Source organism: Hungatella hominis (genome assembly GCF_014288005.1).
In the GTDB taxonomy this organism is placed as follows: domain Bacteria; phylum Bacillota; class Clostridia; order Lachnospirales; family Lachnospiraceae; genus Hungatella; species Hungatella effluvii.
In genome coordinates, this window is the sequence record NZ_JACOPB010000001.1 from 290,320 (window position 1) to 315,180 (window position 24,861).

A 24,861-nucleotide genomic window follows, 5' to 3' on the forward strand; every position below is an offset into this window, starting at 1 on the left:
ACTGAGGTTTACCTATTGAAAAATTCCCTGCTAAAATTGAGAGAGAAACTGACGGAAGCGCTTAATTCCGTACTCCCGATCATCGGAATTGTCATGATTCTGTGCTTCACGATCGCTCCCATTTCCCCCAGTATTTTACTGTGCTTTCTGATGGGTGCTGCCATGATCATCGTAGGCACCATGTTCTTCACGCTCGGGGCGGAGATCAGTATGACTCCCATGGGCGAAAGGCTGGGCACGGCCATTACGAGGAGTAAAAAACTGAGCATTATCGTTATACTGGGATTCGTACTGGGATTCATCATCACGATTTCGGAACCGGATCTTCAGGTGCTGGCGGAACAGGTGCCGTCCATACCGAACCGGACTCTGATCCTGTCGGTGGCGCTGGGCGTTGGTGTATTTCTCGTCATTGCACTTCTGCGTATGCTGTTTAGCATTGCGCTGCCTCACATGCTGATTGTATTTTACATTCTGGCATTTGTTCTTACACTGTTTGTTCCGCAGAGCTTTCTGGCAGTGGCCTTTGATTCCGGCGGCGTGACGACGGGCCCTATGACGGTGCCGTTTATCATGGCTTTTGGTATCGGTATTTCCGCCATACGTAATGACCGGCATGCGTCGGACGACAGCTTTGGCCTGGTGGCACTCTGCTCCATAGGCCCGATTCTTGCAGTACTTATCCTTGGAATGATTTACAGGCCCAATGAAAGTGCCTATATTCCGCCGGTCCTTCCGGAGATCAGCAATTCCGTAGAATTATGGGAGCTGTTCCGCGTCGGACTTCCTGCCTATATTAGAGAAATTGCCGTATCGCTTTTTCCCATAATCCTGTTTTTCGGTATTTTCCAGATCGCAGTTCTCAAACTTTCAAAGAGAAATTTAAGAAAAATCATTGTAGGTCTCGTCTATACGTACATCGGCCTCGTGCTGTTTCTGACTGGTGCCAATGTGGGCTTTATGCCGGCCGGTAATTACCTTGGACAGGTGATCGCCTCCCTGGATTACAACTGGATTATTGTTCTGATCGGTATGCTGATTGGATTCTTTATCGTCAAGGCGGAACCGGCTGTTTACGTATTGAACAAACAGGTGGAAGAGATCACGGATGGCGCCATTCCGGCCAGAGCGATGAGTATCAGCCTTTCCGTTGGCGTGGCCGTATCCATCGGAATCGCCATGCTGCGGGTTTTGACGGGAATCTCCATCCTGTGGTTCATTATCCCGGGATATGCGATTGCGCTGGGACTTTCTTTCTTTGTGCCGAAGATATTTACGGCCATCGCCTTTGACTCCGGGGGGGTGGCTTCCGGCCCGATGACCGCCACATTTCTTCTGCCGTTTGCGCAGGGAGCCTGTACCTCGGTGGGCGGAAACATTGTCACTGACGCCTTCGGCGTGGTCGCCATGGTTGCCATGACTCCGCTGATTACCATACAGATTCTGGGCATGATCTATCAGATGCGGCAGAGATCCGCACCGAAAGACCAGACATTTTCCGAGCCGGCACTGGACTTCGACCAGCTTGACGATGATGCGATCATCGAACTTTAATGGCAGTATAGCTGCAATAAAGCAGCACAGATAAGATTCCGAAAGAAAGGACTGCAGTATGAGCGAACTGTATTTAATGGTTACAATCACGGAAAGAACCGCGGTAAAAAAGTTTCATACTCTGTACGGCCATCACGGGGCGGATGTCGCCTTTATAACCGTGGGTAACGGGACCGCGGTCAGCGATACCCTGGACTATTTAGGGCTGGAGGAGACGGAGAAGGCTGTCATACTGTCTGTGGTGACTGGCTCCGTATGGAAAGAAATAAAATCAGATCTACAGAAGCATTTAAAAATTGACGTTCCGGGCACGGGCATAGCCTTTATTATTCCGCTCAGCAGCATAGGAGGCAAGAAGCCTCTGCTGTTCCTGACGGAGAATCAGAATTTTGAAAAAGGGGAGGAAAGCTCATTGAAAGACACGAAATATGAACTCCTGATTGTGATTGCCAACCAGGGATATACCAACATGGTTATGGACGCAGCCCGGGAGGTGGAGGAAGTCGGAGGAACCGTGATCCACGCCAGAGGCACAGGCTTAGAGCGTGCGGAGAAGTATCTCGGCGTCTCCCTCGTGGCGGAAAAGGAGATGGTGTTCATCGTCGTAAAGAGTGGCATGAAGAGCCTTGTCATGAAAAATATCATGGAAAAAGCCGGTCCGGCAAGCAAAGCACGGGCCGTAGCGTTTTCGCTCCCCGTGACGAGCACGGCGGGCATGCGCCTCATGGAAGAGGCAGAGGACGATAACGATTAGGCAGGAGAGCGAAAGACCATGGAACCATACTATTACAGCCAGATGAACAAGACAGAGCAGAGCGCATATCACGCCATGAAAACCGGTCTGACGGCGCTCGCTCCGTCCTTTGCGGTTCCGCGGCTGGAAAACCGGGAACTGGCGGATATCTTTTTCAAGCTCCGCCTGGACCGCCCCGAACTGTTTTACGGTACCGGATTCCACTACCGTTTTTACCAGAATTCCGGCAGCGTGGAGATGATACCGGAATACTTATTTGACAAGGGAAAGGTGAAAGAACATCAGAAGGCGATGAACGCCAGAACGGCCAAGCTGGTTCGCCCGGCCGAATCTATGACAGAGTGGGAGAAAGAACGGTATATTCATGATTTTATCTGTACCAGCGTCCGCTACGACAAGCTGAAGAAGCCGTATTCCCATGAGATCATCGGCCCCCTGGGTCAGGGCGTGGGCGTCTGTGAGGGGATCGCCAAGACGGTGAAGATTCTCTGTGATGCCCTGGGAATCTGGTGCATGATAGCTATATCCGAAGCCAATCCGGAAAAGGGTATCAAATACCGCCATGCCTGGAATATCGTGAAAATCGGCGGCCGGTATTACCATCTGGATGCCACCTTTGACAACAGCCTGGGCCATGGAGAGACCATCCGCTACGACTACTTTAACCTGGGGGATAAGCAGCTGTTCCGCGACCACGAGCCGGTGCTTTATCAGGCCCCGCCATGCGGCGACGGAGACCATTTCTATTACAGGGAAAATAAGCTTTCCTTTACAAAGACGGAGGACGTGGCCAAACGCGCCGCGCAGGCAGTCAAAAAAGGAAAGCCGCTTATTTTCCACTGGAGAGGCGGTTATCTGACACGGGACACGGTGACGGAACTCTTAAATCTGATGGAGGAGGCCGCAAGGCAAAAGGGGAAACACGTCCGGGCGGGACTCAACTGGCCCCAGGCGGTTTTTTTTGCTGAATTCACCGAGGTATTGCCGGAAGAAGAACTGCTGATGGAGAATGCGAATGAAGGGGAGGTACTCTAATAATAAGAATTCGGCGAAGACGCAAAGCTGTCTACCACCAGCTCCAGAAGATCTCCGCGGTTGATACTTTCCGAGTATTCGAATGGTATGCCGCGCTGGTACGTCGTTCTGTTAAAGATCAGCAGAGGGGCTCCCGGATTGACATTCAGCAGCCGTGACTCCATGAAGCCGGCGATTCCGGCCGAGATGATGTCTTTGCCGTTTTCAAAATTGATATCATATTGTTCCTTCAGAAACCGATATAAAAAGTAGATTTCCCCGTTGTGCCGCTCCAGGCCGGGCGCGATCTCCGGCAGCACGTAGCTGACCACATAGGCGAAAATCGTATCGTTTACCATCTTGACGCGCTGGAGACGGTACACGTCGCTTCCGTTCTCGATGTTTAAGGCCCTGGCCACTTTCAGTTCGGCCGGAATCATGTCGATCACGGCGCCCTGGGCGCTGACGGAACAGTCGCCTTCCAGACGGAACTGCGTGGTCACGGAGGCCTGGTTTTTAACGCTGAGAAACTTATAGGGTGTGATGGATTTTGCCGCCTGGAGTACCTTTGTGCCTCTCCCCTGATGAACTTCCACGATATGCTCGTCCCTGAGCAGGTTGACGGCGTTCCGTATGGTGGTCCGGCTGACGCCGTAGATCTCCATCAGTTCATTTTCCGGAGGAAGAAAGGAATCCGTCGGATATTTTGACGACAAGATATCTGCCTTGATCGCATTGTAAACCGATACATATTTTGGTGCGTTTTTATCCAAGATCATTGCCTCCTGTCTGTGTTTTCTACCGAACAAAAAAGCTGTCCATCAGGTCATTATAAAAGACGTACCAGGGAAAGTCAATAGATTACGGGAATAAAAGATATGTTTTGAATACCTTTGCAGCGCTCTAAGAAAGCTGATCTGCGCTTGTCCATTCAAACGGTCCCTCCATGGTCACCGCGATTTGATAGACGTCCGGCCGGAAGCTGGACTCGGAATACTCCATAATCCCACCTTCCCAGTAGGCGGTCCGCTGAAACGTAAGGAGCGGAGACCCGGGAGCGACTCCCAGCAGACGCGATTCCAGAAAGCCGGAACCAGCCGAGGATATCGTTTCCTCCACCTTCGCAACAGTGAGTCCGTAATTTTCCTGCAGACAGCGGTACAGAATGAAGAATTTCCCACTGTGCTGCTCCAGGCCCGGGGCCAGAGGGCGCGGCACATAGCTGGTGACGTAGGCAAACACCATATCATTTAAGCTTTTTATACGCTGAATCCTGTAGACTTCGGAGCCGACGGCTACGGAGAGGACCCCGGCGATCTTTATTTCCGCAGGTACCACATCAACGAGGGCTTCCTGAGTGATGATCTCCCCCTCCACCAGCGGAGCTCCCCGAAAATCGGTTATGTGATTAAAATTTCTGAATTCCTGGAAGGGATAAGGCCGCGACCATTTCTTGGGACTGATCACCTCAGTACCCTTTCCCTGCACGGATTTTACAAGCCCATCCTCCTGAAGGAGGGCGATCGCTTTTCTTATCGTAGTGCGGCTCGCCGAATACAGCTGCGTGAGCTCACCCTCCGTGGGAAGAAGACTGCCTGCACCATAGTTTTCGGAAGCAATCCTTTCTTTTATATCACTGTAAATTTCCATATATTTTAATTTGTTCTTAGTCTGTATCATCAAACAATACCTCCATAAAATAAAACATGATGAATTACATGGAAACAAAAAGGTATGATTTTAATACCTTTTATAATCCTATACATATCACAAAATAAATACAAATACAAGAAATAAGAGGAGAAAACCGTGACAAAATCGATAAAATAGCAAATTACATAAAAATAAACCGGCATAATTGTGAAAAAATACCATTGAAAAATGGCGTTAATATGGTAATCTTGTGTAAGATGAATTAGATATGAATTTGTATTTGAAATGTATCTTGAACATCGGAGAAGCCAAACACAGGCGGTCACAATCGTGATCAGAACAAGGAGGAAGGTATAATGAAGCTGAAAAAAGTATTGGCAGCGGCTATGGCGGTGACCATGCTGGGCAGTCTGACAGCATGCGGAGGCAATGGGGGGAGTGGTGAAGCAGCGGCGGCAAAGGCTCCGGCGGGGAAGGAAGCTTCCACAGATGGATCTAAAACCGTCAACATTGCAATGACAACTACAATGGGGGACTTAGACCCGTTTGCACCGCCCACACAGGGGCGCAATTTCCTGCGGTATGCAGTCTATGACAATATCGCCATATTTAAGGATTTCGGAACCAGTTGGGATCAGATGCAGTGGGTTTTGGCAAAGAACATCGAGCAGAAGGATGATGTAACCTTCGAGATCGAGCTTTACGACTACATACACGATGCGTTGGGGAATCCGATTCATGCGAGTGATGTGGTGTTCTGTTTAAACAGCATTTCCGAATCGGGCAACTTCACGAGGTTTACAAACTACATGGAATCGGCCACTGTGATCGACGACAATCATCTGGAGGTCAAGCTAAAGACAACTACCGTTGGCGCCTTTGAATATATGCTGGCCCAGTGCTGTATCGTGAGCCAGAAGACGTATGAGGAACATAAAGATCAGTTTTCCACAAAGCCTATCACCTCAGGAGCCTACCAGGTGACAGAATGTGTCTCTGGTTCCTATTACATGCTGGAGAAAAATCCGGATTACTGGCAGACGGATAAGAACTTAAGGAGCTATACAGCCAACGCGTATGACCAGGGCGTGGACAAGCTTGTTTACAATGTTGTCACAGAGGCCAGCCAGGCGACCATTGCCCTTCAAATGGGAGAGAACGACATCATTACCGTCTGCAATAACGCGGAGATCGGTTACTTCATGAACCAGGACGGCACGCCAACCGATGGCTATAGTGTAAACAAGGTATTATCCTCAGCCCCTATGCTTCTCGCGTTCAACATGGATGAAGGCCAGATGTTTGACGGTAACCTGGCGCTGCGTCAGGCCATCTGCTACGCCATCAATCAGGAAGATATCATTGCCGGCGGCTTAAGAGGTAACGGCGAGGCAATCAAGGATTTAGGGGATAAGCTGTGCGGCGATTACAATCCGGAATGGAATGAGGAAGATTACTATGATTTCGATCTGGACAAAGCGAAAGCCATGCTTGAAGAGGCGGGATATCCGGGAGGAATTGATCCGGCGACGGGAGCGCCTCTCCATATCCGCCTTATGATCGACCAGCAGTACAAGGACACCGCTGTGGTGATCCAGAGCCAGTTAATCGCAGCAGGACTGGATGCAGAAATCAATGCCTACGATAACTCTCTGCTGGCAGCGTATCAGTATGACCCGGCCCAGTGGGATTTATACGTATTCATTCAGGGAACCGAGTGCTACGTAACGAGTATTTACGATGGAATTTTTGACGCGGGCGCGGATGGGAAAGCTCCGAAGTGCTTCGTAAAGGATGAAACACTGCAGGGGCTGGTAGAAGCGGCCCATGAAATCAGCACGCACGGCGACGAGACGGTAGAAGCGCTCCATGATTACGTCCGTGACAATGCATACGCATATGGACTCTATCAATCCTATACCTTCTCCGTAGGACGCGATACCATCGGTCTCGTCAATCACCCGTGGGGACAGCTGGTAGGACCGGCGTGCGACTATACGAATTTTAAGTGAGGTCTATTCTATGGGTAAATATATTGCAAAAAGAATTCTGTGGCTGATTCCGGTTGTTGTGGGCGTGACCTTCCTGATCTTCACGATTATGTTCTTCATTCCCGGCGATCCGGTGGCCATCATGCTTGGGTCCAGTGCAACACAGGCGGAGATTGAACAGGCGAGGGAGATGCTGGGCTTAAACGGCTCGTATCTCCACCGGTTCTGGAATTACGCCAGCGGAGTATTTTTACGCTTTGACCTGGGAACGTCCTTTCAGTACGGAACCAGCGTGACAGCCGATATGCTGACGCGCTTTCCCAGAACATTTACGCTGGCCGTGGCCAGTATGCTGATTTCCGTCTGTGTGGGGGTGCCGCTTGGGGTTATCGCGGCAACCCACCAGAATACGGTTTCCGACCGTGCTTCCATGATCGTCGCTATGTTTGGCGTATCCATGCCATCCTTCTGGCTGGCGATTCTGCTGGTACTTTTATTTTCCATGAAGCTGGGGCTGCTCCCCTCTTATGGAATCGGAGGATTGAAATTCTATATCCTTCCGGCTATCGCCAACTCCTTCGGCGGAATCGCCGGATTCGCCAGACAGACGCGGTCCAGCGTGCTGGAGTGCATCCGGGCGGATTATGTAACGACGGCGAGGGCCAAGGGAGTAAGTGAGAAGAAGGTCCTTATGGGGCATATTCTTCCGAACTCCATGATTCCGATTATCACCTACGCAGGCACACAGTTCTCCGGACTTTTAGGAGGTGCTATTGTCATTGAAAACGTATTTACAATTCCCGGAATCGGCACCTATATGGTGCAGGCAATCAATTACCGCGATTACGGGGCGGTACAGGGATCCGTCATCTTCTCGGCGATCACCTTCAGTGTGGTCATGCTGATCGTGGATGTCATCTACGCCTATGTCGACCCCAGAATCAAAGCCCAGTATGAGAATAAGCAGAGGAGTACAAAGAATGGGAAAAATAAAGAGTGAATCCATGTTTTCGATCTTTTTGAGAAGAATGGTAAAGCGGAAAGAAGCCATGTTCGGCCTGTCCATTCTGATTATCCTGGCGGTCCTGGCTATCCTGGCCCCCTATATCTGCCGCTATAACTACGCGGAAATGAATCTGCAGAATGCCTTTGCCCCGCCTTCAAGGGATCACTGGCTGGGAACGGATTCCATGGGCAGAGATATGCTTTCGAGAATTTTATACGGCGGACGCTTCTCCCTTTCTGTCGGTATTGTATCCGTGGCCATCTCGGGAACCGGCGGCTTGATTCTGGGCTCCATTGCCGGGTTCTTTGGAGGAAAGGTGGATAACTTAATTATGCGTTTCCTGGATATATTCCACTCCATTCCCCAGGTGCTCATGGCTATCTGCGTGTCCTCCGTTCTGGGAGCTGGGTTCTTTAAGACGGTTCTGGCAGTGGGAATCGCGGGAATCCCCAACTTTGCCCGGACGATCCGCGCCAATATCTTAGCCATCCGCGGACTGGAATACATAGAGGCGGCGGAGTCCATCAACTGCGGAAATGCGAGAATCATCTTCCGGCACGTCATCCCCAATGCTATCACGCCGTTCATCGTCCACTGCACCCTGGCGATCGCCGGCGGCCTGATCGTCTCAGCGACCTTAAGCTATATCGGTCTTGGCGTTCAGCCGCCGCTTCCAGAATGGGGAGCCATGCTGTCCGATGCCAGATCCTACGTGCGGCAGTACCCGTATCTGATGATCTGTCCCGGCGTGTTTATTATGATTGTCGTCATGTCGTTTAACCTGATCGGGGACGCGGTCCGTGATGCACTTGATCCGAAGCTGAATAAGTAACTCATAACAAAGAGGTGTTTATATGAAAAATGAAAAGATCGAAACAGATTCCTTCCTGTCGGTAAAGGATCTGGTCGTGGAATATACGATGGAGGGAGAAGTCGTACATGCGGTGAGCAGCGTCTCCTTTCATTTGGAAAGGGGGAAGACGCTGGCGCTGGTCGGAGAGACGGGAGCCGGCAAGACTTCCATTGCAAAGGCAATCCTGCGCGTCCTTCCCGATCCGCCTGCCAGAGTGCCGTCCGGAAGCGTGTATTTAGACGGCGTGGATTTGCTGCAGTTGAAAGAGGACGAGATGCGGAAGGTCAGGGGAAATAAGATATCCATGATCTTTCAGGACCCGATGACAGCGCTTAACCCGGTCAAACGGGTGGGAGAGCAGATCGCCGAGGGAATCCGGCAGCATCAGAAGATAAGCCGGGCGGAAGCTTTAAACCGTGCTTGTGACATGCTGAACATGGTAGGCATCTCAGATGACCGCGTAAACGATTACCCGCACCAGTTTTCAGGCGGAATGAAGCAGCGGGTGGTCATAGCCATGGCGCTGGCCTGCAGTCCAGACCTGCTGCTGGCGGACGAGCCGACAACGGCTCTGGATGTGACGATTCAGGCCCAGGTTCTGGAGATGATCAAGGCGCTGAGAGACAAGATGAATACGGCCATGATCATGATCACCCACGACCTGGGAGTCGTCGCCGATGTGGCGGACGACGTAGCGGTGGTCTATGCGGGGGAGATCATTGAGTACGGATCGAAGGAAGCTGTTTACGACAATCCTTCCCATCCCTATACGCAGGGGCTATTTGGCGCGCTGCCGGATTTGAGCAAGGAGGTCCGCAGGCTGAATCCCATCGAGGGCCTGCCGCCGGATCCCGTCCATCTGCCCGAAGGCTGTTCGTTTAACCCAAGATGCCCCCATGCCACAGAAGAATGCAGTAAGCATGCGGTTCCCCTGAAAGAAATGGAACCTGGCCATTTGACGCGCTGTTTAATAGCGGGTGCAGTTCAGAAAAAGGAGGATTGACATGGAAGCATTGATCGAAGCACGAAATTTAAAAAAACATTTTGATTCTCCAAAAGGAAAAGTACACGCGGTGGACGATATATCCTTCAAAATTATGCCGGGCCGTACCATGGGGGTGGTCGGTGAGTCAGGCTGTGGTAAATCCACTCTGGGGCGGACGATGATCCATCTTCTGCAGAGCACGGAGGGCTCGATTTACTTCGAGGGAAAAGACGTGACAAAGGTGAAGGATAAGGCGCTGATGCAGCTCAGAGAGAAAATGCAGATCATTTTTCAGGATCCGTATGCTTCCTTAAACCCGCGTATGACAGTAAAAACCATTATCCAGGAACCATTGATTCTGTCGAAACGTTTCTCGGACAGAGGCTCCTTAGAGGCGGAGACCGTCCGGCTCATGGATCTGGTGGGAATCGAAGAGCGTCTTAGAAATGCATATCCCCATGAATTGGACGGCGGACGCCGCCAGCGTGTGGGAATCGGCCGGGCGCTGGCCCTAAATCCGAAGTTTGTGGTATGTGACGAGCCGGTATCCGCCCTGGATGTGTCCATCCAGGCGCAGATTCTGAATCTGCTCATGGATTTACAGGATGAATACCATCTAACCTACATGTTTATTACTCATGACTTGTCGGTCGTACGCCATATTTCCCATGATATCTGCGTCATGTATTTAGGCCAGCTGGTAGAGACGGCACCGTCGAAAGAGCTGTTTAAAAAGCAGCTGCACCCATATTCCAAGGCGCTGCTCTCCGCGATTCCGTCGGTGGATATCCATGCGAAGAGAGAGCGGATCATCTTAAAAGGGGAGATCACCTCCCCGGTTAATCCGAAACCAGGCTGCAGATTCGCTTCCCGATGCCCCTACGTGTGCGGCAAATGCCACGAGCCGCAGCATCTGGAGGAACTGCTGCCAAACCATTTCGTTTCCTGCTGCCGCGCCGGAGAAATCAATGGTCTTTAACGTTACTGGCAGAAGGGACGGTAACCTTTTCGGATCAGTATCAGCAGAACAATATCAGCAGAACAATATCAGCAGAACAATATCAGCAGAACAATATCAGCAGAACAGGAGACTTGAAATGAGCAGTAGTATAGCACTGAAAACAGGCAAAACAGAAGAAAAGGTCCCTGATAAAATATGGAACGCTTCCTTTATCAGCGTATTTATCGCCAATATGCTGATGTTCATGGGGCAGCAGATGATGAATACCCTGGTGGCGAAGTACGCCAACCATCTGGGAGCCGCGCCCATTATCGTGGGTCTGGTGACCAGCGCGTTTGCTTACACGGCGCTGATATTCAAGATCTTTGCAGCGCCTGCCATTGATACGTTCAACAAACGGTATATTCTGGTATGCGCCATGCTGGTCATGGCGGCGTCCTATGCCGGATATAGCTTTTCCGGGTCCATCCCGGTGCTTCTGGCCAGCAGGCTGCTTCAGGGGGCGGGGCAGGCGTTTTCGGCTACGTGTTGTCTGGCGCTGGCTACGGACACGCTGCCTCCGGATCGTCTGGGAACCGGTATATCCTATTTTTCCCTGGCCCAGGTGATCTGCCAGTCCATAGGGCCCACCATCGGTTTGTCGCTGTCCAGAACGATCGGCTACCATTACACGTTTATGATCGGCGCGGTTACCATGTGCCTGGCGGCGGTGGCGGCCAGCCGGATCCGCAACAAGCATGTCAAAGCCGTGAAACGGTACAGTATTTCCCTGGACAGCATTATCGCCAAGGAGGCCATACTCCCCGCCGTGCTGATGTTTTTGCTCTGTATGGTTTATTACAACATCACAACCTTTCTCGTTATTTACGCGGAGGAAAGGGGATGCGGCATGAACATCGGGTATTTCTTCACTGTCTATGCCGTAACGCTCCTGGTGACCAGACCGGTGATCGGCAGATTCGGCGATAAACACGGTCTGGTAAAGATATTTATTCCCGCCATGTTCTTCTTTGCGCTGGCATTTTTACTGATCAGCTTTGCAACCAACATCTGGATGTTTTTGCTGGCGGCCTTTGTCTCGGCGTTCGGATACGGCGCCTGCCAGCCGTCGGTACAGACGCTGTGCATGAAATGTGTACCAAAGGAAAAGCGGGGAGCCGGCAGTTCCACCAACTACATCGGCCAGGACCTCGGAAACCTGGTGGGACCGCTGATTGCAGGATCTCTTGCAGGCCGTTTCGGCTATGCGGCCATGTGGAGAATCATGATCATCCCGGTAGCATTGGCACTGCTTATCGTGCTCGTGTTCCGAAACAGTATTCATTCAGCCGGTCAGGCGAAAGAGGAGGCAGTTTGATGAATCGAAAAGATTACTGGTCTCCGGAGACGAATCCGGAGACAGGGGAGAAGTTTGCCAGAGTGCTGGAATATTTCCATACAGCCCATAATGGCAGCGCGGATATCGACAGCATGATTAACAGTCCGTACGGGGAAGAATGTGCCAGACGGATGCAGCTCCGTTTTAAATACGAACACGACGCCATGGGCGAGGCCGCAATGGAGTATTACAGGGCCTGCGGCCTGAAGAAAGAGATGTACGACGGTGATGATTACTACGCCCGCTGGGTGATCCTGACACCTCTGGAAATGGAGACAGAGGAAGGCAAAAAGAAGAAATATCCGATTGTCTTCTATAACCACGGCGGCGGCAATTCCATTGAGTGTGAGGAATTTTCCCTTGGCTTTGCCGAGCTGGCGGGAAGAGATAAATTCATGGTGGCCTATTTGCAGAATACCAACTGGGAGAATTTTGAACGCGTGCTGGATTTCATCGGCGGGAAATACCCCCTGGACCGGGAGCGTGTCTATCTCTGCGGCTATTCCCAGGGCGGTTACCAGGTTACCTCCACCTATTTTCGGATTCCTCAGAAGCTGACGGCAGTGGGACCATGCGGCAATGATATCTACAGGGAATATGATAATTTCAACGTCCCCTACACACCGGAGGAAATACAGAACTTAAAGGACGCCCTGGTACCCCTCATGCAGGTGGTAGGCGTGTGCGAGGCCTCCAGCTTCGTTCCGGTCAATGACTGGAGGCCGAGAAAGGACTGGGGAAGAGAATGCAGCGGGGAAACGTATCTGGATGACCGCCGCGACGACTCCAAGGACCCGACCCGGATTCACGGCGGCCGCCGCAGATTCAGCGACATGCCGGTTCCGCCTGAGGGCGAGGACAAGCACGAATGGATGATACGCCGGCTGAACATGCGCATGGATACCCTGAACTGCGAACCAAGAGACGCCGGGACGTGCCTCTCTTATCTAAATACGCCGGAGGATGAACTCCACCACGTCCTGGGATTCTACGGAGATGAAGAGGAGATCACCTGGCACTACGGCTATAAATACTACACACTGAATATCTGGAACCGGGATAACTTAAACGCGTTCCGTTATGTTGCGGTGGAAAACAATCCCCACTGGCCGCCTGTTCTCATGGCGGAGCTGCTGTGGGACTTCTTCAGACAGTTCCGGAGAGACAGTGGGACGGGGAGGATTGTGGAGGAGGAGTATTGCTGCTCCTGAAGTGAACTGTACGGTGCTGCAGATTGTTAATAAGTAGAAAAAGGAACGGAGGTTGTGCAACTGCCGTTCCTTTTAAATATTGTTCTAGTATCTGCTCTCGTCTGAAAATCTGTAATATCTCTGGCATTTCCCAAATGAACAAGCCGAAATAATATTAGAAATGAAACATTTCATATCTGTAAGCGAAAAATGTCAAAAAAACAGGTAATACTGCACAAAATAAGGTCGATATAATGACCTTAATATAGAAAAAATAATGCAGTATTGACTGCAAAATCAGAGTGAGTTACACTTATTTCATAAATAAATGAAACGTTTTAAAAATACATTGTATTGGATAGTTTGTCAGTCCAGAGGTGGAGTTTATGTCTACGATAAAGGATGTAGCAAGAGAAGCTGGTGTATCGTTAGGAACGGTCTCCAACGTTTTAAACGGCAAGCCCAATGTGAAAAAAGAAAACAAGGAGAAAGTTCAAAAAGCAATTCGGAAAGTAGGGTTTCAGTATAATATGGCTGCGAGCTTCCTTCGAACGAAGACGTCGAAAAATATTGGACTGATTATTCCCAGTATAACGAATCCATACTATCCGGAGCTGGCGCGGGGAGTGTCGGATTCGGCACGGATCGCATCTTTAACAGTTTTTTTGTGCAACGATGACAGAGATGTCAGCAAGGAACATCGGTATGTGGACGAACTTTTGAGCAAAGGGGTTGACGGTATTATTCTGGTGAAGCCTCAGATGAACCTGACGGAGCTGCAGGAATTAAACAGACACACAGCCCTGGTTCTGGTCGATGTAGGAGAAGACATAGGCACAGAGTTTCATGTGATTAATGTCTGCGACGAACAGGGGATTATTCAGGGAATGACTTTGCTTCGACAGTATGGACATAAAAAAATTGCATTTGTCAGCGGACTTCTGGAATCCTATTCCAGCAAATGCAGGGTGCAGACTTATCGAAGATGTCTTGCGGATTATGGGTTTGATTATCGGCCTGAATATGTGATCAGCGGGAACTATGACTGGCAGAGCGGATATACAGCGGCCAGGCAGCTGATGCAGTTGGATGATCCGCCCACCGCAATTTTTACTTCCAATGATTTGATGGCCTTGGGAGCAATCAAGTCTACTCTGGAAAAAGGGATTCGTATACCGGAGGAACTCTCAATTCTTGGGTTTGATGATATAGACATGAGTAATTTGTGCACACCGGCACTCACCACAATTCATCAGCCCAAGTATGAAATTGGAATCGAAAGCATGAATATGCTGCTTGCCTGTATGAATGGAGAAACACCGAAAAATGGAATGAAAACAATTTTGGAGACGAGACTGGTTTTCAGGGATAGTGTGGGATATGCATAAAAGATTTTATTTAACTTAAAAATGAAACGTTTCATTTTAAGAAGGAGGGTGTCATGCAAAAAGAATTAATTTACATTGGTAGTGATCATGGCGGTTATCTTCTAAAGCAGGCGATTAAAGACTGCCTTGATCATAAAGGGATTCCATATAAGGATGTGGGATCAAATTCCGCGGAGATCGTGAGATATCCCACATATGCAGAAGCGGTGGCTGTGGCGGTATCGGAACACCGTGCATCAAAAGGAATACTGATCTGTTCTACTGGAATTGGCATGAGTATTGTGGCAAACCGTTTTAAAGGGGTTCGGGCTTCACTTTGTACTGACAGTTATATGGGGAGAATAACCAGGGCACATAATGATTCCAATATACTGTGCTTAGGAGGAAAAATAACCGGAGAATTGGAAGCACTGGATATTCTGGAGAACTGGCTGAGTACAGAATTTGAAGGGGGACGTCACTCGATTTCTCTGGGGATGATTGAAGCGCTTGATAACGACAGAATTTAAGAAGAAATGGAGGAAGCGAAAAGAAGAAATGGAGGAAGCGAAAAGAAGAAATGGAGGAAGCGGTGTGAAGATTGCAGTAACCGTTGGCAGTGATCAGGCAGGAGATTCTGCGTTTGTAGTTTGGCGTGGATTTGAAAAGTCGATACGAAAGGCCGCAGAATTTGGTTATGATGGGGTAGAGTTGGCAATGCGGTCCGCGATGGATGTGGCCGCCGGCGATTTAAAAAGATGGTTGGCTGAAAGCAGGATGGAGGTAAGCTGTATTACCACCGGTCGGATGTTTGCAGAAGATCATCTGTATTTTACACATTCCGACCCGGATATCAGGAAAAAGGCTGTTTCTGCTTATCAGCAGCTTATCGATATGGCATCTGATTACTGTGAGTTAATCAACATCGGACGGGTCAGAGGGGGGGTGGGGGAAGGACAATCAGAAGAGGAGGCAGAAAAACTCTTTTCAGATGCTTTTCAGCAGTTATGCAGCTATGCTGAAAGAAAGAAAATTCAGGTTCTGATAGAACCGGTGAATCGGTACGAGATGAATTTTATTAATAACCTGGATCAGGGGGCGGCGTTTTTGTCTCGTTCTGGCTACTCAAATGGGGGGCTCCATGCGGATGTCTTCCATATGAATATTGAAGATGACCGGATTGGTGAAAGTTTTATAAGAAACAGAAAATGGCTGAAGTATGTACATATAGCCGATTCAAACAGGCTTGCTCCCGGTTTTGGTCATCTGGATTTTGAAGAGATATTCGGAGCACTGAAAGCGGCGGATTACAATGGGTGGATATCGATGGAAATACTGCCGGGAAATGATCCGGACATGGCGGTTAAGAAGGCGATAGAATACGTTTTGCCATGGTGTGTTCCAGTAAATTGAGAGAAAGGGGGATATAAAAACAATGGAGAGGGTCCGTAGTGTAGCGGATTTGGACCAACTGTGCAGGCATTTCCGCAGGGAGTTAATTGAACTTCTGCACAGCAAAGGAACTGGGCATCCGGGGGGATCCCTATCCTGTGTGGAACTGTTGACAGCCCTGTACTATGAGATCATGAGAGTGGATCCAAAGAATCCCGAACGAGAAGGGAGAGACCGTCTAATACTTTCCAAAGGACATGCGGCACCGATTCTGTACTGTGTTCTGGCAGAAAAAGGGTTCTTTCCTGCTGCGGAGCTGACCACATTTCGTCAAACCGGAAGCCGTCTGCAGGGGCACCCGTGCCGTCATAAGACTCCAGGTATTGAATGCTCTTCCGGACCGTTAGGGCTGGGACTGGGAGCAGGTCTTGGGATGGCACTGGCAGAAAAATTGAAGAAGAGTGATGCCAGAATTTATGTAGTCATGGGGGATGGGGAAATACAGGAAGGTGCTGTCTGGGAATCAGCAGCGGCGGCAGCCAAGTACAGACTTGATAATCTAACCGCTATTCTCGATTTTAATGGTGTTCAGCTGGATGGCACATTGGAAGAAATTATGCCGCCTGGAGATTTAACGAAACGGTGGGAGGCGGCCGGATGGAATGTGGTAAACTGTGATGGTCATCAGATTTCTCAAATTATTGAGGCCATTCGGATTGCAGGAGAGTGCAAAGAGAAGCCAACAATTGTCATTGCAAAAACCATAAAAGGAAAAGGGATATCCTTCATGGAAGGCAGGCACCAGTGGCATGGAAAAGCAATCAATGATGAAGAATTCGAACGGGCGATGCAGGAACTGGGTATAGAGAGGGGGGAGTGGAATGGGGGATTCCATTCGTGATGCTTATGGAAATGCACTGGCAGAACTGGGAAGAACAAATGAAAGAGTAGTTGCTCTGGAAGCTGATGTGGGAGGCTCTACAAAATCCTCTGTTTTTGGAGGCGAATTCCCGGAACGATATTTTAATATGGGGATTTGTGAACTGGGGATGGTTAATGCTGCTGCAGGACTGGCGATAGAAGGATTTGTTCCATTTGTGAATACGTTTGCGGTTTTTATGACCTCCAGAGCACTGGATCCGATTCAGAGTATGTTGGCGTATGACAGCTTGAATGTCAAACTGGCTGGAGCATACTGTGGCTTATCTGATTCTTTTGATGGAGCCAGTCACCAGGCAATTACGGATCTTGCTGTTATGAGAGCGATACCAGGCATGACGGTGGTATCTGTCTGCGATGCGGCAGAGACGAAGGCAGCAGTTCAAATACTGGCGGAATATCAGGGGCCTGTCTATTTAAGACTCAGCAGGGCCGAGGCGCCTGTAATCTATAAAGATGGCTGCAATTTTCAGCTTGGTAAAGGGATTGTATGCCAGGAGGGCTGTGATGTGACTTTGATCGGAACCGGAACCGTTGTATCACGCTACTTAGAGGCGGCAGAAAGACTGAAGGAACAGGGAATCAGTGCTGCTGTGATCGATCTGCATACAATAAAACCGATTGATGAAGCATTAATTCTTAAGTATGCAGAAAAGACGAAAGCCATTGTTACAGTAGAAGAACATTCTGTTTTTGGGGGGCTGGGCAGTGCAGTGGCAGAAGTCATAGTAAGAAAATATCCCGTTCCCATGGATTTTATCGGAATTGAGACATTTGCCGAATCGGGAGCCTATGAGGAATTACTGGATAAGTTTGGATTAGGAATAGCTAAGATAACAGGAGTGTGTAAACAGATAATTCACAGAAAGTGAGAAGGAAAGAGGTTTCGTTATGAGAAAAAGCGGAAAAATGAAAATCGTGGCAGTTGCATTATCACTATGCTGTACGGCCGTTTTGGGAGCATGTGGTTCGGGAAGCAGTCAGACAAAGGCGAGCGGGGAGACGACTTCTGGCAGTCAGGTTGTGACAGAGTCAGAAAATAAGACAGTAGGAGCCAAAAAGCAGGAAGAAGGGCTTACCGGAGAACTGAATATTTTTGTGCATGTTGGATCAATGGATATAAATCCTGTCGTAGAAAAGATGAAGGAAGAAAATCCAAATTTGAAGATTAATGTAGAACTGGGTTCGGCAACCCAATACGAGACTGTACTTAAAACAAAACTTTCAGCCGGAGAAGCGCCGGATATTATGACGGTCTGGCCGGGAAGCCGTACGTCTGACTATGCACAAAAAGGTTATTTGGAAAAATTGACGGATGAGCCATGGGTTTCCAGAATACCAGGAACCATTAATTCTGAATTCTCTTATGAAAACGACCTGTACGCCATGTGTTTTAACGTAGGCGGAGAAGGACTTCTTTATAACCAGGACCTGTTTGATCAGTTGGGGTTATCCGTGCCGCAGAATTTTGATGAGCTGCTTGCAGTCTGCGAGACATTCCAGAAAAATGGAGTGCAGCCATTCGCATCAGGTTTCAAAGATGACTGGGTAATTATGAGATATACGAATTCAGCTTTTGCAACACTGGGATATGGCAGAGAACCAGATTTTGATAAAAAGCTTGCTTCTGGAGAACTGGACTTCTCTTATCCGGGCTGGGTTGAACTGTTTGATAAATATGGTACTCTACTGGACAAAAAATATTTTGGAGATGCAATTCTGTCGACAGACAGTTCCCAGGCAATTGCCGATTTTGCAACGGGAAAAACGGCAATGATGATTCACACATCTTCCACAATATCGGAAATCAGAAAGGTTGCTCCGGACATGAATCTGGGGTTGACAGCTACACCCGTTAATAATGCAGGTGAAGAACTGTATGCCAACTGGAAGAGTGGTCTTGGATTTGCAGTGAGCAGCAAATCGAAAAACAAGGAGGCGGCGAGGCGATTCATGGAAATATGGTCTGATCCGGAAGTCAATGAGGCTTTGTATCGCGACAATGCGCAGCCTACAATTTTGACGGATGTGCCTGCAACTGGAACGGATCCTGCTTTACAGGATTTCTACAGTAAATTTGTGAGTACGGAAAAATTTGCGCTGGGCGCTCATGACCGGTGGCCGGCGGGAATGTCTAACAACTGGAAAAAGAAACTTCAGGAATTTGTAGGCCGTCAGATTGACACAAAACAGATGATTGACTGGCTTAATGAAGAGTATCAGAGCATGAAATAAATCTGAAGAGAAGGAGTATGAATATCTATGGTCAGGCGAAAAAGAATTTTTTATCAATCACTGCTGTTTATGTTGCCTGCCATCCTGCTTGTTGTTTGCGTGGACATTATTCCTATTTTTCAAAATTTTTACTATTCGCTGTTTTCATGGGACATTCTGGAGCCGTCCATGAAGTTTGTCGGGTTTGATAACTTCATAAACTTTTTTAAAATGGACGGCGCCAGAGGCGCCCTGAAAAATACGCTCATTTATGCGGTGCTGGCTGCAGTGTTCAAGAACGTTGTGGGTCTTGCTCTTGCCCTCGCTTTAAATTCCGGATTGAAGACTCAGAAGCTGTTAAGAACCTGTATTTTAAGCACGACGATGATTAGTCTTGTAATCAGCGGATATACATGGACATATCTGTACCACCCGGAATATGGCGTAGGATATTTAATTGAAAAATATACAGGAATCTCCTTTTTAAATCAGGATTGGCTTGGAAATCCAAATCTGGCTCTTTATGCGGTACTTGTCGTATCAATCTGGCAGATAGCAGGAAAATATATGGTTATCTATTTAGCCGGTCTGCAGACGGTACCAAAGGATTTATATGAAGCCGGAGATATTGACGGTGCATCAGGCTTCAGCAAATTTAAATATATAACAGCGCCTCTGATTATCCCGTCTTTTACTGTCGGCATCTTAAATGCGATAATTCAGGGACTCAAAGTATTCGATGAAATCTATTCCATGACGAGGGGAGGTCCCGGTTTTGCTTCAGAGACACTTACCACACTGATGTATTCACAGACTTTCTTCTATAGTGGAAAAGCCGGTTTTGGATCCGCGATCTCAGTTATTTTATTTGGAATTGTATTGGTTGTCTCTTTGCTCATCTCTTCTTATTTAAGAAAGAAGGAAGACGCGGTATATCAGTAGGACGGAGAGGAGTATTATGCAAAAGCTTAGGCTGCGAAAAATTTTATTAGAACTGGTTATGATTCTTTTTACCGTTATTTATATGTTTCCGGTGATGAATCTGGTGTTCTCGTCGCTAAAGTCGACCGGTGATCTGATGCGCAATCCGGTTGGACTACCCTCTGTACTGGAATTTGGAAATTACGTGGTAGCATGGACAAAAATGGATTATCCCAGAGCATTTTTTAATACGGTGGTAATATGCGGCGGATCGATTTTGTTTATTGTCATAATTGGCTCTATGGCAGCATATCCCATAGCCAGATACCGCACTCACTTTAATCAGGCAATGTATCTTTTTTTTCTGGCTACGATTATGATTCCGGGACAGGCAATTATGATTCCGCTGGTACGGCTGTTCTATAAAACCGGACTAGTAAATACTCACATCAGCCTGATTGTATATTATACGGCTGCAGCAGTCCCGTTTGCTGTGTTTCTGTTTACTGGTTTTATAAAAACAATTCCTGCAGAACTGGAAGAAGCAGCCGCTATAGACGGAAGCGGAGCATTTCGAACATTTTGGAAAGTTATTTTTCCCTTGATGAAATCTTCTGTTACGACTGTCATTATTTTAAACATTATGTGGATATGGAATGATTTTATGATGCCGATGGTGCTGCTGCAGAGTGAAAAAATGAGGACCTTGACTCCATCTATCTTTAATTTCTTTGAAGAATTTGTCACACAGTGGAATTATGCGTTTGCAGCCTCGGTGCTGGTTATGGTACCGGGAATACTGGCGTTTCTCCTGCTTCAGAAGCATTTTATTGAAGGAATGGTTGCCGGAGGTGTAAAATCGTGACAGGCTGTGTATGTTTAAGACTTTGTCCTCAAAGGACAGGAAAGGATATTGATTATTATGAATTATCGTATTATACCGCAGATCCCTCCCAGAGGAGAGATCGTGAGAATCCTGATTGACTCAGATGTAGCAAACGAAATTGATGATCTCTACGCTCTGGCAATTGTTTTCGGCCATCCGGAGCGATTTAAAATTGAGGGTATTGTTGCAGCTCATTTTTCCGGAAATGGCCCTTCCGATTCCAAGGAACAATCTTTTAAACTGTTGAAAGAGCTGCTTGAAAAGGCCGGTATGGAAAATAAATTTCCAATAGCCGAAGGTTCTCACCCAATGCAGTATCGTAATACACCGGTTGATAGTGAAGGCGTTAATCTGATTATCCGGAAGGCCATGGAATCAACACCGCAGGATCCGTTATGGGTTGTTGGGATCGGAGCTGCCACAGATCTGGCCTGTGCACTGTTAAAGGCACCGGAAATTATATCCAGAGTTCGTTATGTGTTTCATGCAAGAAGCGAACATACATGGCCGGAGCGAAATGAACAGTTTAATGTATATGGAGATATCATAGCAACACAGACTCTGCTTGAATCAGAAGTCCCTCTTATCTGGTTTGATACGGGAACCTTTATTTGTGCCTCTTATGAGGAGACAAAAGAAAAACTTGCACCGTTGGGAGAATTGGGTAAATTTTTGCATGAGTTCAGGGACAGGAAGAAATGGTTTGGCCAAAGCGACAAAGGATTCTTTGATATGGGAGATTTCTCTTTCCTTTACCAGCCCGCCTGGGCGATGTATGAGATTACAGACGTGCCGGAGATGACTAGATTTATGTATTTTCAGCATACTCACAAACATGGACAGATGGTGAGGGTATATGACATTGATGTAAAGAAAACATGGGATTTGTTTTACGAAGGTATGGAATATTTAACAGGAGGCAGTGTATGAAAGATCCAATACAAAAGTATTTTGACGTTGGAACAATAGCGTGGATGTCATATCCGCCCCAGTCATATCCGCTTTTAGAAGCAGTGAAAAAGATTGCATGTGACGAATATTTGAGCGCCATTGAAATTACACACATAGAAGATGCAAAAGTGCGCGGGCAAGTACGTGATATGCTTGCACAATCCCATATGAAAGTCTGCTACGGAGCGCAGCCAGGACTTCTGGGAGCAGGGAAAAATCCTAATGACATAGATGAGGAGAAGCGCCTGGAGGCTCAGAAAATTCTAATGGATGCTGTCGATGAGGCACAGTATATGGGGGCTGGGGGTATTGCTTTTCTGGCTGGAAAGTGGGAGGAAGAGACGAAAGGGGAGGCTTTTGGGCAGCTTATAAAAACCTGTGAGAATGTCTGTCTTTATGCTGCGGAAAAAAAGATGACAGTGGAATTGGAAGTGTTCGATTACAACATGGATAAGGCAGCTCTGATTGGACCGGCACCTCTTGCGGCAGAATTTGCTGCTGAAATGAGGAAACGCTGCAGCAATTTTGGCTTGTTGGTAGATTTGTCCCATTTTCCGACTACATATGAGACCTCAGAGTTTGTGATTCGTACTTTGCGCCCGTATATTACGCATTTCCATATTGGGAACGCGGTTGTGAAGGAATCATTGGAAGCCTATGGAGACCAGCATCCACGATTTGGCTTTCCAGGCAGTGCCAATGACACGCCGGAACTTCTGGATTTCTTCCGGATTTTGAAAAGTGAGGGATTTTTCAACTCCAGGAAGCCGTATGTTCTGTCATTGGAAGTAAAACCATGGAATAACGAGGACGGAGAGATTATTCTGGCGAACACGAAACGAGTGATTAACCGTGCGTGGGCATTGTTGGAGGAATAATACTTATGAAAATTGTAGTATTGGATGGTTATACAGAAAATCCCGGTGATTTATCCTGGGAAGACTTAGCTGCATATGGTGAACTGACAATATATGACAGAACACCGGTTTCGGAAATTGAGGAGCGGATAAAGGACGCGGAAGCAGTATTTACAAATAAGACACCAATATCACGCAAAACGATTCAGTCCTGTTCGTCTCTTAGGTATATTGGTGTACTTGCGACAGGATATGATGTTGTTGATACAGCGGCTGCATGGGAAGCAGGAGTCACAGTTACAAATGTTCCAGCCTACGGAACCGATGCAGTTGCTCAATATACCATAGCGCTTCTGCTGGAATTATGCCATCATGTAGGAGATCACTCTGACTGTGTAAAATCAGGCGCATGGGCACGAAGTGAGGACTGGTGTTTCTGGAATTATCCCCTCATCGAGCTGGCGGGCAAAACTATGGGCATTATAGGATTTGGCCGGATTGGACAGAAAACGGCCAGAATAGCAGAAGCGCTCGGTATGGAAGTGAAAGTATTTGATGCAGTCCATAGAAAAGAACTGGAGACAGAACATTGCCGTTATGCGGAGTTTGAAGAAATGCTGGCGAAAGCAGATGTAATTTGTCTGCACTGCCCTTTGAACTCCGGCACCAGAGGAATCATTAATCGCGATACGATTTCCAGGATGAAGGACGGTGTCATGATTATCAATGATTCCAGAGGTCCTTTGATTGTGGAACAGGATTTAAAAGACGCTCTTTTAAGCGGTAAAGTGGCAGGAGCAGCGGTAGATGTGGTGTCTGAGGAACCGGTCAGAGAGGATAACCCTTTGATGACAGCACCGAACACTATTATCACGCCGCATATTGCGTGGGCTTCCAGAGATTCGAGAAAAAGGCTGATGGATATTGCGGTAGATAATTTAAAGCATTTCCTGGAGGGGGCGCCTCAAAATGTGGTAGCAGCGGCATTAAATGGGGCTGGCAGTAAAAAGTAAAATAAAACAGAGCCGCCATTAGTACAGAAGATAATTGAATAAAATGCAGCCTTGGAGATTTGCAGTGTCAATCTCTGGAGCTGCATTTTTATTATTTCAATATATCTTATCAGCCGGGCAGAAAAATCTTTTGATAGTAAAATTATTACAAATATGGTAAAATAGAGCAACCATAGAATGTCCCGGATCCCTATAACAGACCAGGACAAAGAAGGACAGCATGGCAGAAAGGCAGGAAACCGGACTGTGAAGGAAAATAAATACGATGATGAGTTATTTTTTAAGAAGTACAGCGAGATGGACCGCTCGAAGCAGGGCTTAAAAGGGGCCGGTGAGTGGTCTGAGTTACAGAAAGTTCTCCCTGAATTTAACGGCAAACGGGTCCTGGATCTGGGCTGTGGTTATGGCTGGCACTGTCTGTATGCCGCTCAGAATGGAGCACAATACGTCCTGGGAACAGACATTTCCGAGAAGATGCTGGCCGCCGCGAAGCAGAAAAACAGCCATGAGGCGATTGAATACCGCTGCAGTGCCATGGAGGATCTGGATTTTCCGGCCGGATCCTTTGACGTCGTGATCAGCTCATTGGCGTTTCATTACGTCAGAGACTTCAAGCAGCTTGTCCGAAAGATAAACGGCTGGCTGGCTCCGGAGGGAGCATTTGTATTTTCCGTGGAGCATCCGGTGTTCACTTCGCGCGGGGATCAGGATTGGTGCTATGATGAAGAGGGCAGGATTCTTCATTTCCCAGTGGACCGCTACTATTATGAAGGTGAGCGGGAGGCAGTATTCCTTGGCGAGCACGTGACCAAATACCACCGGACACTGACCACATATTTGAATACACTGCTTTTCAACGGATTTGCGTTTAAGAATATTATCGAACCGCAGCCGCCGGAAGAGATGATGGACATTCCGGGGATGGAGGACGAGATGAGGCGGCCAATGATGCTGATTATAGCAGTGCAGAAAAAGTAAAACA

At 48.1% G+C, this 24,861-nt stretch carries 24 protein-coding genes; 22 read left to right on the forward strand and 2 right to left on the reverse strand.

Translation table 11 applies throughout. The features are described 5' to 3' along the window. Positions 1-15: 15 nt before the first annotated feature. Genes H8S75_RS01325 through H8S75_RS01335 form a run of 3 tightly spaced genes read left to right on the forward strand, consistent with a single transcriptional unit; the run spans position 16 to position 3,343 of the window. Positions 16-1,554, forward strand: coding sequence for a DUF1538 domain-containing protein (locus tag H8S75_RS01325; protein WP_432764168.1), 1,539 nt, complete (start codon positions 16-18; stop codon positions 1,552-1,554). Between the two features lie 58 nt (positions 1,555-1,612). After that, positions 1,613-2,308, forward strand: coding sequence for a P-II family nitrogen regulator (locus tag H8S75_RS01330; RefSeq protein WP_187018735.1), 696 nt, complete (start codon positions 1,613-1,615; stop codon positions 2,306-2,308). A gap of 18 nt (positions 2,309-2,326) precedes the next feature. Continuing rightward, positions 2,327-3,343 carry a transglutaminase domain-containing protein gene (locus H8S75_RS01335; RefSeq protein WP_187018737.1) on the forward strand — a complete coding sequence of 339 codons (1,017 nt, stop codon included), beginning with the start codon at positions 2,327-2,329 and terminating at the stop codon, positions 3,341-3,343. On the opposite strand, the gene H8S75_RS01340 is transcribed toward H8S75_RS01335, so the two are convergent. Next, positions 3,340-4,095, reverse strand: coding sequence for a GntR family transcriptional regulator (locus tag H8S75_RS01340; RefSeq protein WP_187018739.1), 756 nt, complete (start codon positions 4,093-4,095; stop codon positions 3,340-3,342). The genes H8S75_RS01335 and H8S75_RS01340 overlap by 4 nt on opposite strands. Positions 4,096-4,225: 130 nt before the next feature. Further along, positions 4,226-5,002, reverse strand: a complete 777-nt coding sequence (locus H8S75_RS01345) for a GntR family transcriptional regulator (protein ID WP_187018741.1) — start codon at positions 5,000-5,002, stop codon at positions 4,226-4,228. A 329-nt stretch (positions 5,003-5,331) separates the two neighbouring features. Between H8S75_RS01345 and H8S75_RS01350 the strand changes: the two genes are divergently transcribed. From H8S75_RS01350 to H8S75_RS01440, 19 genes are all read left to right on the forward strand, one after another. Beyond that, positions 5,332-6,987, forward strand: a complete 1,656-nt coding sequence (locus H8S75_RS01350) for an ABC transporter substrate-binding protein (protein ID WP_187018743.1) — start codon at positions 5,332-5,334, stop codon at positions 6,985-6,987. A gap of 10 nt (positions 6,988-6,997) precedes the next feature. After that, complete coding sequence (locus H8S75_RS01355; protein WP_187018745.1) at positions 6,998-7,966, forward strand: ABC transporter permease; 969 nt, start codon at positions 6,998-7,000, stop codon at positions 7,964-7,966. Then, complete coding sequence (locus H8S75_RS01360) at positions 7,947-8,804, forward strand: ABC transporter permease (protein WP_187018747.1); 858 nt, start codon at positions 7,947-7,949, stop codon at positions 8,802-8,804. The genes H8S75_RS01355 and H8S75_RS01360 overlap by 20 nt, the downstream gene beginning before the upstream one ends. A gap of 22 nt (positions 8,805-8,826) precedes the next feature. After that, entirely contained in the window at positions 8,827-9,828 is a 1,002-nt protein-coding gene (locus tag H8S75_RS01365) for an ABC transporter ATP-binding protein (protein WP_187018749.1), read from the forward strand. 1 nt (position 9,829) lies between these two features. Continuing rightward, positions 9,830-10,789, forward strand: a complete 960-nt coding sequence (locus H8S75_RS01370) for an ABC transporter ATP-binding protein (protein ID WP_187018751.1) — start codon at positions 9,830-9,832, stop codon at positions 10,787-10,789. 118 nt (positions 10,790-10,907) lie between these two features. Then, a complete protein-coding gene (locus H8S75_RS01375) occupies positions 10,908-12,128 on the forward strand; it encodes an MFS transporter (RefSeq protein ID WP_187018754.1) in 1,221 nt (406 codons plus the stop codon). After that, a complete protein-coding gene (locus tag H8S75_RS01380; RefSeq protein WP_187018756.1) occupies positions 12,128-13,360 on the forward strand; it encodes an alpha/beta hydrolase family protein in 1,233 nt (410 codons plus the stop codon). The genes H8S75_RS01375 and H8S75_RS01380 overlap by 1 nt, the downstream gene beginning before the upstream one ends. Positions 13,361-13,725: 365 nt before the next feature. Beyond that, positions 13,726-14,727, forward strand: a complete 1,002-nt coding sequence (locus H8S75_RS01385; protein WP_187018758.1) for a LacI family DNA-binding transcriptional regulator — start codon at positions 13,726-13,728, stop codon at positions 14,725-14,727. Between the two features lie 53 nt (positions 14,728-14,780). Beyond that, the gene (gene rpiB / locus H8S75_RS01390) at positions 14,781-15,236 is read left to right on the forward strand and encodes a ribose 5-phosphate isomerase B (RefSeq protein ID WP_187018760.1); all 456 of its coding nucleotides are present in this window, start codon (positions 14,781-14,783) and stop codon (positions 15,234-15,236) included. Then, positions 15,217-16,119: a sugar phosphate isomerase/epimerase family protein gene (locus H8S75_RS01395; RefSeq protein ID WP_243270148.1), complete on the forward strand. Its 903-nt coding sequence runs from the start codon at positions 15,217-15,219 to the stop codon at positions 16,117-16,119. Before rpiB ends, H8S75_RS01395 begins: the two co-directional genes overlap by 20 nt. A gap of 22 nt (positions 16,120-16,141) precedes the next feature. Continuing rightward, positions 16,142-16,999, forward strand: coding sequence for a transketolase (locus H8S75_RS01400; protein ID WP_187018761.1), 858 nt, complete (start codon positions 16,142-16,144; stop codon positions 16,997-16,999). Further along, positions 16,980-17,909: a transketolase family protein gene (locus H8S75_RS01405; RefSeq protein WP_187018764.1), complete on the forward strand. Its 930-nt coding sequence runs from the start codon at positions 16,980-16,982 to the stop codon at positions 17,907-17,909. The genes H8S75_RS01400 and H8S75_RS01405 overlap by 20 nt, the downstream gene beginning before the upstream one ends. 19 nt (positions 17,910-17,928) lie before the next feature. Beyond that, positions 17,929-19,272: an ABC transporter substrate-binding protein gene (locus tag H8S75_RS01410; protein ID WP_187018766.1), complete on the forward strand. Its 1,344-nt coding sequence runs from the start codon at positions 17,929-17,931 to the stop codon at positions 19,270-19,272. Between the two features lie 168 nt (positions 19,273-19,440). Further along, the gene (locus H8S75_RS01415) at positions 19,441-20,193 is read left to right on the forward strand and encodes a carbohydrate ABC transporter permease (protein ID WP_187018769.1); all 753 of its coding nucleotides are present in this window, start codon (positions 19,441-19,443) and stop codon (positions 20,191-20,193) included. Between the two features lie 16 nt (positions 20,194-20,209). Beyond that, entirely contained in the window at positions 20,210-21,037 is an 828-nt protein-coding gene (locus H8S75_RS01420; protein WP_187018771.1) for a carbohydrate ABC transporter permease, read from the forward strand. Between the two features lie 57 nt (positions 21,038-21,094). Beyond that, positions 21,095-21,988 carry a nucleoside hydrolase gene (locus tag H8S75_RS01425; protein ID WP_187018773.1) on the forward strand — a complete coding sequence of 298 codons (894 nt, stop codon included), beginning with the start codon at positions 21,095-21,097 and terminating at the stop codon, positions 21,986-21,988. Continuing rightward, complete coding sequence (locus tag H8S75_RS01430) at positions 21,985-22,887, forward strand: TIM barrel protein (protein WP_187018775.1); 903 nt, start codon at positions 21,985-21,987, stop codon at positions 22,885-22,887. Before H8S75_RS01425 ends, H8S75_RS01430 begins: the two co-directional genes overlap by 4 nt. Before the next feature lie 5 nt (positions 22,888-22,892). Then, on the forward strand, positions 22,893-23,879 hold the full coding sequence (locus tag H8S75_RS01435; RefSeq protein WP_187018777.1) for a D-2-hydroxyacid dehydrogenase: 987 nt from the start codon (positions 22,893-22,895) through the stop codon (positions 23,877-23,879). A 246-nt stretch (positions 23,880-24,125) separates the two neighbouring features. Beyond that, on the forward strand, positions 24,126-24,857 hold the full coding sequence (locus H8S75_RS01440) for a class I SAM-dependent methyltransferase (RefSeq protein ID WP_187018779.1): 732 nt from the start codon (positions 24,126-24,128) through the stop codon (positions 24,855-24,857). The last annotated feature ends 4 nt before the right edge of the window (positions 24,858-24,861 follow it).